Origin of the sequence: Ursidibacter arcticus (genome assembly GCF_009761375.1) — a bacterium.
GTDB classification, from domain to species: Bacteria; Pseudomonadota; Gammaproteobacteria; order Enterobacterales; family Pasteurellaceae; genus Ursidibacter; species Ursidibacter arcticus.
Genome location: NZ_LEKM01000152.1, coordinates 1 through 8314, shown reverse-complemented (window position 1 = coordinate 8314; position 8314 = coordinate 1). Strand labels below are relative to the sequence as shown.

The following is an 8314-nucleotide window of genomic DNA, read 5'->3' as shown; positions in this document are numbered from 1 at the left end:
CCATTTTGTCCATTACGCCTCAACCTTAATGGTGTAATATGGAATATGAATTTCCATTAGATCGTAAATTGACAGAAAATACGATCTTTCCCTGAGCGATTAGACCAAGCAATTTAGTAACTAAGTTTAGAGCGGATAAGATCTACCATCGCTTGTAATTCGGCTGTTGGTGCAGGGAGTTGGTTCATAAACCAACGGAATAGCTCAGGATCGCTATATCCTAACATTTCCACAAATGTTTGCTGTTGAACTGGTGTTAGCTCATCAAAATATTGTTGGTAGAACGGCATAATCATTTTATCTAACTCACGCATTCCACGGCGACATTCCCACTCAATTTTAAAACGGTTCATTATTGCACCTCTGTAATGCGTAATTCGCGTGGTACTTCAAAGACGGTATTTTCTTCACAGCCTTCTAATTCACTCACTTCAGTTACCCCTAAGGTTTTTAGATGCTCGACTACCGATTGAACCAGCACTTCTGGGGCAGATGCACCAGCGGTAATGCCAATCGTGTTTACCCCATCTAACCACGTCGGATCAATATCTTGTGGTCCATCAATCAACCTTGATGGCGTGCCAATGCGAGAGGCTAATTCAGCTAAACGGTTAGAGTTTGATGAGTTTTTAGAGCCAACAACAAGCACTAATTGAGCTAGTTTAGCTAACTCTCTGACCGCTTGTTGGCGGTTAGTTGTAGCATAACAAATATCATTTTTACGAGGCCCTTGGATTGCAGGATATTTCTGTTTCAGTGCTTCAATCACATCACTGGTATCATCAATAGAGAGCGTAGTTTGGGTCATAAACGTTAAATTCTGATCATCTTTTAACCCTAATTTTGCAATATCTTCCACATCTTCGACTAAGAAAATCCCCCCTTCAGGGTTGTCATATTGCCCCATTGTTCCCACGACTTCAGGGTGTCCTTCGTGTCCAATAAGAATGGCTTGAGTGCCTTTTTTACTGGCTCGAGCCACTTGCATATGCACTTTGGTTACAAGCGGGCAGGTTGCATCAAAAACTTTCAATTCGCGACGTTTCGCTTCGTGGCGTACCGCTTGAGAAACACCGTGAGCAGAGAAGATGACGATTGCACCATCAGGCACTTCATCTAACTCTTCCACAAAAATCGCCCCTTTGGCTTTTAAGCCGTCCACAACAAAGCGGTTATGCACAACTTCGTGGCGGACATAAATCGGTGCACCGTGAATTTCAAGGGCAAGTTCTACAATTGAAATTGCACGATCAACTCCCGCACAAAATCCCCTAGGATTCGCTAAAATAATATTCATTTAATCACTCTTTTTCGTTTTTCGATGCTCTAAAATAGACTCTAAAATCAATAAGCCTGCACCGACCACAATGCCAATATCGGCAACATTAAACACAGGATAATGATAAATATCCCAATAAAAATGTAAAAAATCAACCACATAACCGTGATAGGCTCGGTCAATCGCATTACCTATCGCCCCACCAATAATTAAGGCATAGGCACAATTTTGGAGCTTGAGTTCAGCTTTGTTTTTGTAAAGCATTACCACTAATGCGGTAGAGATCACAATTGCTAAGCCTAAAAAGAAATATTTTTGCCAGCCCGAGTGATCGGCTAAAAAGCTAAAAGCCGCACCATAATTACGGGCATAAGTAAGATTAAATATGGGTAAAATATTGATACTTTCGTGTAGTTCAAAATTTTGTACTACAATATATTTCGTCCATAAATCGACTATAAGCGTAACTAAACTTACCCATAGCCATACTAGACCTGTTTTTTTCATTGAATTTCCTTTGGTTTTTAGAATTAAATCGCCTCTTCGTTTTCTTCGCCTGTGCGGATACGGATTACACGCTCAACATCATAAACAAAGATTTTTCCATCGCCGATTTTACCTGTTTGTGCGGTATCAATAATCGTCTCAACACACTCATCAACTTGCTCATCGCTAACGATAATCTCTAATTTGACTTTCGGTAGAAAATCAATCGCATATTCCGCACCACGATAAAGCTCCGTATGCCCTTTTTGACGTCCAAAGCCTTTTACTTCAGTTACCGTCATTCCTGTAATGCCAACATCGGTTAATGCTTCACGCACATCATCTAATTTGAATGGTTTAATAATGGCTTCAATTTTTTTCATTTTTCTTCCTTTAATAACAATGGAACTTCACCGTTAGTTAATTGTTCTAGTGAAATTGCTTTGATCAATAATTGTTTTAATGCAAATATCTTTTGCTGTGCTGTGCTGTGCTGTGCTGTGCTGTGCTGTGCATTAGTATCATCATTTGGAAAGCAAAGTAAATTGAGATCAGATCCATCATCTAATTTTTCTGCATTATAAAAATTATTTTGTTGATAACGCTGCGATGCAACCCAATAGGCTTCATAATTTAGTTGGTGAATAATCGCTAAGGTATCTTCAATAGAGTGAGGATGAACTTCAATAAAAATAGCGGGTTTTAATCGTTCAATTAGTTTTGTAGCACCTTTTAGGACGGGAATATCAAAGCCTTCTGCATCAATTTTTAGCAAACTTAACTGCTCTAAGCGTTGGGCAGGAGCAAAATCATCTAAACGTACTGTTTCAATTTCTTCTTGTGTAAATGAACCATTAAATTGTGCTTCAGTACTAAACCCTTTATCTAGTGAAAAACTGCCATAATTCCAAGGTTGGCTATAATCACAACTTTCAATCCAACGTTTTTCGGAAACGTCACAAACGCCCATTCGATAGGTTTCCACGTTTGTTAGGTTATTTAACGAAAGATTACAGCAGAGCTGTTGAAAAATAATCCGTTGTGGTTCAAAACAGAGAAGTTTCCCTTGTGGAATTGCTCTGGCAATAGGTACTGCGTGCATACCTATATTTGAGCCAACTTCAATTACATTAGCATTCGGAGTTAATAGAGAATGGAAAATTGCGACTTCAACATCAGACCACTCGCCATAATGAGCAGCAATTTCACTAATCATATCACCTTGGATAAGGTTAAATCTTCCCCAGCGTAAATCATATAAGTAAGTTTGCATAAATTATTCCTTAACGCCTTGCTGATTTGGGTCTAAAACTTTCACAAATTTCAGGGCGTGTTTCAATATAAATTTCGCTTAGTAGTTGTAAGCAGTAAGGGACTGCACTGAAAATACCACGAACGATAACAGAACCATCAGTGCCTTTAACACCCTCTAAGGTTTCCTGAATGGCTTTGGGTTGCCCGGGTAAATTTAAAATCAGTGAACTGTGGCGAATAACGCCCACTTGACGTGAGAGAATAGCTGTCGGTACAAAATGCAAACTCACTTGACGCATCTGTTCGCCAAAGCCGGGCATTTCACGATGAGCAATAGCGAGTGTTGCATCTGGAGTAACATCACGTTTGGCGGGGCCTGTTCCGCCAGTGGTTAGCACCAAATGGCAAGCGTGTTGATCGACTAATTCAATGAGTGTTTGCTCAATGACATCTTGCTCATCAGCAATAAGGCGAGTTTCTACTTCAAATGGCTCACAAAGTGCGGTTTCTAACCATTTTTGTAGGGCTGGAATACCTTGATCGACATATACACCTTGCGATGCTCGGTCGGATACAGAAACCAAACCGATTTTTAGGGTATCTTTACTTAAACAAGCGGTCATTTCTTCTCACTTTTTTACAAAATTAAACTGCCTGTTATTCTAACCTTGCAAGGCTACTTTTCCAACGTTTTAATTTTAAAGAAGAAATAATAATACTGAACGATGACTGTGATCACCAACGCCAATTTCCCCCAAATATTCGGCAAGGTAAAAAAGGCAAAAATACAGAAAGGAGCAGAAAAGGCGAGAATAGCGATTTTTTGTTTCATCGTCATTGCACGTTTTTGGTCGTATTCTTTAAGATATTTATGGTAGATTTTTGTTCCCATAAACCATTGTTTTAAGCGTTCAGAACTTTTGCCAAAACAGTAAAGGGCTAATAAGAGAAACGGTGTCGTTGGTAAACCGGGTACAACAACGCCGACCAAACCTAACGCAATGCTGATAAAACCTAAAATAATATAAATCGCTTTCATAAACTAAGTGAGAATAAATCGCAAGTAGAGATAATATGCTGATTTGAGCTATTTTTCAATGTTCGAGCGAGAAGTAATTTATTCCCATTCCAAATTCATCGGGTGAACACCCGTTTTATCGCTATTTAAACATTGTTGTAGCTGAATAACTTGTTCACAAATTTTTTCCGTAACAGCATTCGCTTGTGCCATTTCTTGTTCACCAACATTTTTTCGGTGTTTTTGGAACAATACCGCATCAAGTAAATATTCGGCGTGCATTCCTTCTCGGCAAAAGTGCAAGACCCCAGCATCATTAAAGGCAGTTGCCACATTGGCTATTTTTGTTGTAGCGATGCCCAAAGCACCATCTTCGCCCCCGAATGTTCTAAATAACGCTTGTTGGGGAAAACCGCCACAGGCAAGGAAAAATGCTCGGCGGAAAACCGTATTGCCAGCCCCTGTCATTTGCATATATTGCCAAGCGTGAGCAAATTGTGGGTGAGTTGCATAACGTTCTGCTAAATCCACAGGTTTTAAGCGTAAACGGACGAGTGCGGTTTCAGGTCGGAATTGAAAAATCGCTTGAGCCACTTGCAAGGCTTGTGGTTCATAAGCATCATCGGCATCTAAAAATGCAATCAATTCAGCGTTACTTTGCAATGCTCCCCAATTTCTTGCTTTTGCCACACCACTATTTTGTGGCATTTTTTCTACTCGAATTTTATTCGGAACTTGGTTTGCAAAATGATGAGCGAGTGTGAATGTGTTATCTGTTGAAGCGTCATCAATAAGCCATAATGTGCCTAACTCTGCTTGCTCTAATACACTTTGAACCGCTCGTTGTAAGGTCTTTTCTGCGTTATAGCAGGGGATAATGACATCAATCATTTTCGCTCCAAATTGAACTGAAAGCCTTGCGTATCTACGGCTAAGATAGATGCTGTTTTGCCCCAATCGCCAAGCACGATGCGGGTAAATAAGCGGTCAGATGTTGCAAATTTTTGGCAAGAATGCACCGCTTGTTTATGGGTATGCCCGTGAATAAGCCACTCAATTTGATATTGTTCTGCTATTTGAGCAGTAAATTGTGGGTTTACGTCCATAATTTCAGCAGGTTTTGTGCGTTTATCTTGTCGGCTTTTAGCTCGGATTTTTTGAGCGATATGTAAACGTAAACGGAGTGGCAGTAAAAGAAAAAGTGCTTGTCGCCATTTTTGATGGACTTTTTGGCGGAAGCGTTGATATTTCACATCATCAGTACAGAGTGTATCGCCGTGGCAGAGTAGCGTTGAATGTCCGTAGAGATCGATTTTGTGATAATCATGCAACAAAATTAACCCCGTTTCTTTGGCAAAACGTTTGCCGAGTAAGAAATCGCGATTACCGCAGATAAAATAGCAAGGAATACCTCGTTGCGAGATATGGCGAATGGCTTGTTTAACTTGTTCAATTAAAGGCGAGTTTTCGTCATCGCCAATCCAAAAATCGAAAAGATCGCCTAAGATATACACTGCCTCCGCAAGCGGTGCTTTTTCTGCCATAAATTGCAAAAATAAGTCAGTGATGTCAGGTTGATGCTCGTTAAGGTGTAAGTCAGCAATAAAATATGTGGTCATAATAGATTAAAGGGCGTGCTAGACGCCCTGAATTGTGATTATTTAGAACTATCAAACCAACCGCGTACAACTTGTACCGAAAGGAAGAAAGTTAATGCAAAAAATGCGTAGAAAATATAGCTAAACCAAGGATTCGCTTTTGTTTCCCCTTCTGCTAATTCTTTAATTGAAACAACATTTCTAAATTCATTTAACCAACTGATATACCAACCATAGTATTTAATTTGCACAACTTTTTTCTCATTTGCAAATGCTTGGGCTTTTGCTTGGGTTAATGCAGAGTCAAATTTAAAATAAAATGGTAAGCCCCAACCAGTATCTTCATTACGATAGGTCATTACTTTTTTACTTGCAGGATCTTCAGTAAAAATATAGTAAACATCTCTAACAGGTCCATCTTGAGGGTTAGATTTACTAATTGGACCGTCTTTATCGACTCTACGAACTTCCATCCCTGTAATAATCGTTTGATCGTAACTTGGAAATGCATAATTAACTGCACCGACTAACACAATATGTAGCGATAGCATCACCAAAATGAGAAAATATTTTAAGATTGCTTTCATAACAGCTCCTATAATTTCAAATTAAATAAACGTTGTACGTTTTGAGTCGTGATTTCTGCCATTTGTTCCACTGAAATGCCTTTTAAGGTGGCTAAATATTCACAAACTTCTCGTACATAAGCAGGTTGATTCGGTTTACCTCGATAGGGAATTGGTGCAAGGTAAGGCGAATCGGTTTCAACCAGTAAGCGATCAAGCGGTACTTTTCGGGCAACATCTCGCAATTCTTCTGCGTTACGGAAAGTGATAATCCCCGAAATCGAGATATAAAAACCAATGTCTAAGGCTCTTTTAGCCATATTCCAATCTTCCGTAAAGCAATGTAACACGCCACCACAATCTTGTGCATTACCTTTTTCAAGAAAGTGCATAGTATCTTCTCTGGCTGATCGCGTGTGGATCACTAAAGGCTTTTTGACCTGTTTGGCAATTTCAATTTGCTGTTCAAAGAGCGATTGTTGTAATGCTTTAGTTTCGGGTGTGTAGTGGTAGTCTAACCCAGTTTCGCCCACTGCGACCACTCGGGGATCTTGCACATAAGCCAGTAATTTTTCGTAGTCGAAGGGTTCATCTTCGACATTAAGCGGATGAACGCCACAAGAAAGCGAAACATCTGAACGATGTGCCGTAAGCTGTTTCATCGCTTCAAAACGACCAATGGTTGTGCAGATTGAAATCAGATGTTGCACACCACGATTTTTCGCATTTTCAATCACTTCATCAACATCTTTATGACGAGTTTCGTAATCTAGGCTGTCTAAGTGGCAGTGCGAATCAATAATAAATAAGTTATTTGACATAATTTCCTAAAATAACGCCAATAAGCGCTCTTTTTTGTAAAAAGTTTTGCAATTCTAAGCTCTTTCAACCCCGAAAGCCATTACTTCATCAATACGCTCTGCATTCATTGCGATCATCAGCAAGCGATCAACACCTAAAGCAACCCCAGAACAATTTGGAATACCAGCTTTGAGGGCATTTAAAAAACGGTGGTCAAGTTGTTGGGGCGGTAAGCCCATTTCATTACGTTGTAAATTATCCAGCTCAAAACGGCGGATTTGTTCTTTCGCATCACTTAACTCGTGAAAACCATTCGCTAATTCTAATCCTTTATAGTAGAACTCAAAGCGTTCTGCTACACGATGATCTTCTGTGCTGATTTGTGCCAGTGCCGCTTGCGTTGCAGGGAAGTGATAAACAGCAGTTGGACGTTCTTTGCCGATATTGGCTTCCACCACCTCACTAAATAAAAATTGCAACAAGGTATCTCGTTGCTCATTTTCATCGCATTGCAATCCGTATTCTTTCGCCTTAGCAACAAGTTGTGCTTTGCTTGCAGAAAGGGGGTCTAAACCCACATAGGTTTGAAACACAAATTGATAACTAAATGACTCCGCAGGTTCACAATCTAAAATTTGTTGGAGTAAATCATCAACTTCATTGATTAAGCGATACATATCAAAATGCGGGCGATACCACTCCAACATTGTAAATTCAGGGTTGTGTCTTTTGCCTGATTCTTCATTGCGAAATACGCGACAAATTTGGAAAATCGCACCGCTTCCACTCGCCAGCAAGCGTTTCATATGGTATTCAGGGCTAGTGATTAAATGCAAGGTTTTCGCTTGGCTTGCAAAAGGCGATAAGAATTGCGTATTAAAGGTGGAGAGATGTACGTCTGTTACTGAAAATTCACTCATTGCAGGCGTTTCTACTTCAAGCACGCCACGCTCTGTAAAGAACTGGCGAATTTCACCCATAATTTTGGATCGTTTCAGTAGGTTTTGAATAGGTGCTGACGGTTTCCAGTCTATCTGTTCATTTTGCAAATTTTCCATAAAATCTTACCGCTTGTCGTTGTAAAGAGCGGTATTAGGTAGCAAATGCACAAAACCTTGTAGGGACACAATGCTTGTGTCCTTCTGATATTGAAATTACGCACTGTGTTGGATTTGAATTCGCGGACGCCAGCGTGGCGTCCCTACAAAGACGTTAAATTATTTCAGATTATTGACAAAGTCTTTTTTCATTCGGACGCCAGCGTGGCGCCCCTACAAGAAAAGTCATAACCAATTGAAAAATAACAGATTTT

12 protein-coding genes are annotated in these 8314 nt (G+C 39.9%); all 12 read right to left on the bottom strand.

What is annotated here, in order from left to right:
- Positions 1-113: 113 nt before the first annotated feature.
- The 12 genes from A1D25_RS06730 to epmA all read right to left on the bottom strand — a co-directional run bounded on the left by A1D25_RS06730 (position 114) and on the right by epmA (position 8060).
- The gene (locus A1D25_RS06730) at positions 114-353 is read right to left on the bottom strand and encodes an FAD assembly factor SdhE (protein ID WP_157394926.1); all 240 of its coding nucleotides are present in this window, start codon (positions 351-353) and stop codon (positions 114-116) included.
- Positions 353-1297 (bottom strand): 4-hydroxy-3-methylbut-2-enyl diphosphate reductase, encoded by a 945-nt coding sequence (gene ispH, locus A1D25_RS06725; protein WP_157394925.1) that lies wholly within the window; start codon positions 1295-1297, stop codon positions 353-355. The genes A1D25_RS06730 and ispH overlap by 1 nt, the downstream gene beginning before the upstream one ends.
- A complete protein-coding gene (gene lspA / locus A1D25_RS06720; RefSeq protein ID WP_157394924.1) occupies positions 1298-1786 on the bottom strand; it encodes a signal peptidase II in 489 nt (162 codons plus the stop codon).
- A 23-nt stretch (positions 1787-1809) separates the two neighbouring features.
- On the bottom strand, positions 1810-2148 hold the full coding sequence (glnB, locus tag A1D25_RS06715; RefSeq protein ID WP_157394923.1) for a nitrogen regulatory protein P-II: 339 nt from the start codon (positions 2146-2148) through the stop codon (positions 1810-1812).
- A complete protein-coding gene (locus tag A1D25_RS06710; RefSeq protein ID WP_157394922.1) occupies positions 2145-3038 on the bottom strand; it encodes an FkbM family methyltransferase in 894 nt (297 codons plus the stop codon). The genes glnB and A1D25_RS06710 overlap by 4 nt, the downstream gene beginning before the upstream one ends.
- 10 nt (positions 3039-3048) lie before the next feature.
- On the bottom strand, positions 3049-3642 hold the full coding sequence (gene mog, locus A1D25_RS06705; protein WP_157394921.1) for a molybdopterin adenylyltransferase: 594 nt from the start codon (positions 3640-3642) through the stop codon (positions 3049-3051).
- A 53-nt stretch (positions 3643-3695) separates the two neighbouring features.
- A complete protein-coding gene (locus A1D25_RS06700; protein WP_157394920.1) occupies positions 3696-4058 on the bottom strand; it encodes a YbaN family protein in 363 nt (120 codons plus the stop codon).
- 78 nt (positions 4059-4136) lie between these two features.
- Positions 4137-4928, bottom strand: coding sequence for a glycosyltransferase family A protein (locus tag A1D25_RS06695; RefSeq protein ID WP_157394919.1), 792 nt, complete (start codon positions 4926-4928; stop codon positions 4137-4139).
- Positions 4925-5656, bottom strand: a complete 732-nt coding sequence (gene lpxH, locus A1D25_RS06690) for a UDP-2,3-diacylglucosamine diphosphatase (protein ID WP_157394918.1) — start codon at positions 5654-5656, stop codon at positions 4925-4927. Before lpxH ends, A1D25_RS06695 begins: the two co-directional genes overlap by 4 nt.
- Before the next feature lie 38 nt (positions 5657-5694).
- Positions 5695-6222: a DUF1523 family protein gene (locus A1D25_RS06685; protein ID WP_157394917.1), complete on the bottom strand. Its 528-nt coding sequence runs from the start codon at positions 6220-6222 to the stop codon at positions 5695-5697.
- A gap of 8 nt (positions 6223-6230) precedes the next feature.
- A complete protein-coding gene (locus tag A1D25_RS06680; protein ID WP_157394916.1) occupies positions 6231-7022 on the bottom strand; it encodes a TatD family hydrolase in 792 nt (263 codons plus the stop codon).
- A 54-nt stretch (positions 7023-7076) separates the two neighbouring features.
- Entirely contained in the window at positions 7077-8060 is a 984-nt protein-coding gene (epmA, locus tag A1D25_RS06675; protein WP_157394915.1) for an elongation factor P--(R)-beta-lysine ligase, read from the bottom strand.
- Between the last annotated feature and the right edge of the window lie 254 nt (positions 8061-8314).

Coding starts and splice junctions, on each gene's coding strand:
- epmA (WP_157394915.1), bottom strand. CDS start 8,060: ATGGAAAATTTGCAAAATGAACAGATAGACTGGAAACCGTCAGCACCT.
- lpxH (WP_157394918.1), bottom strand. CDS start 5,656: ATGACCACATATTTTATTGCTGACTTACACCTTAACGAGCATCAACCT.
- A1D25_RS06730 (WP_157394926.1), bottom strand. CDS start 353: ATGAACCGTTTTAAAATTGAGTGGGAATGTCGCCGTGGAATGCGTGAG.
- A1D25_RS06710 (WP_157394922.1), bottom strand. CDS start 3,038: ATGCAAACTTACTTATATGATTTACGCTGGGGAAGATTTAACCTTATC.
- lspA (WP_157394924.1), bottom strand. CDS start 1,786: ATGAAAAAAACAGGTCTAGTATGGCTATGGGTAAGTTTAGTTACGCTT.
- A1D25_RS06685 (WP_157394917.1), bottom strand. CDS start 6,222: ATGAAAGCAATCTTAAAATATTTTCTCATTTTGGTGATGCTATCGCTA.
- A1D25_RS06700 (WP_157394920.1), bottom strand. CDS start 4,058: ATGAAAGCGATTTATATTATTTTAGGTTTTATCAGCATTGCGTTAGGT.
- mog (WP_157394921.1), bottom strand. CDS start 3,642: ATGACCGCTTGTTTAAGTAAAGATACCCTAAAAATCGGTTTGGTTTCT.
- glnB (WP_157394923.1), bottom strand. CDS start 2,148: ATGAAAAAAATTGAAGCCATTATTAAACCATTCAAATTAGATGATGTG.
- ispH (WP_157394925.1), bottom strand. CDS start 1,297: ATGAATATTATTTTAGCGAATCCTAGGGGATTTTGTGCGGGAGTTGAT.
- A1D25_RS06680 (WP_157394916.1), bottom strand. CDS start 7,022: ATGTCAAATAACTTATTTATTATTGATTCGCACTGCCACTTAGACAGC.
- A1D25_RS06695 (WP_157394919.1), bottom strand. CDS start 4,928: ATGATTGATGTCATTATCCCCTGCTATAACGCAGAAAAGACCTTACAA.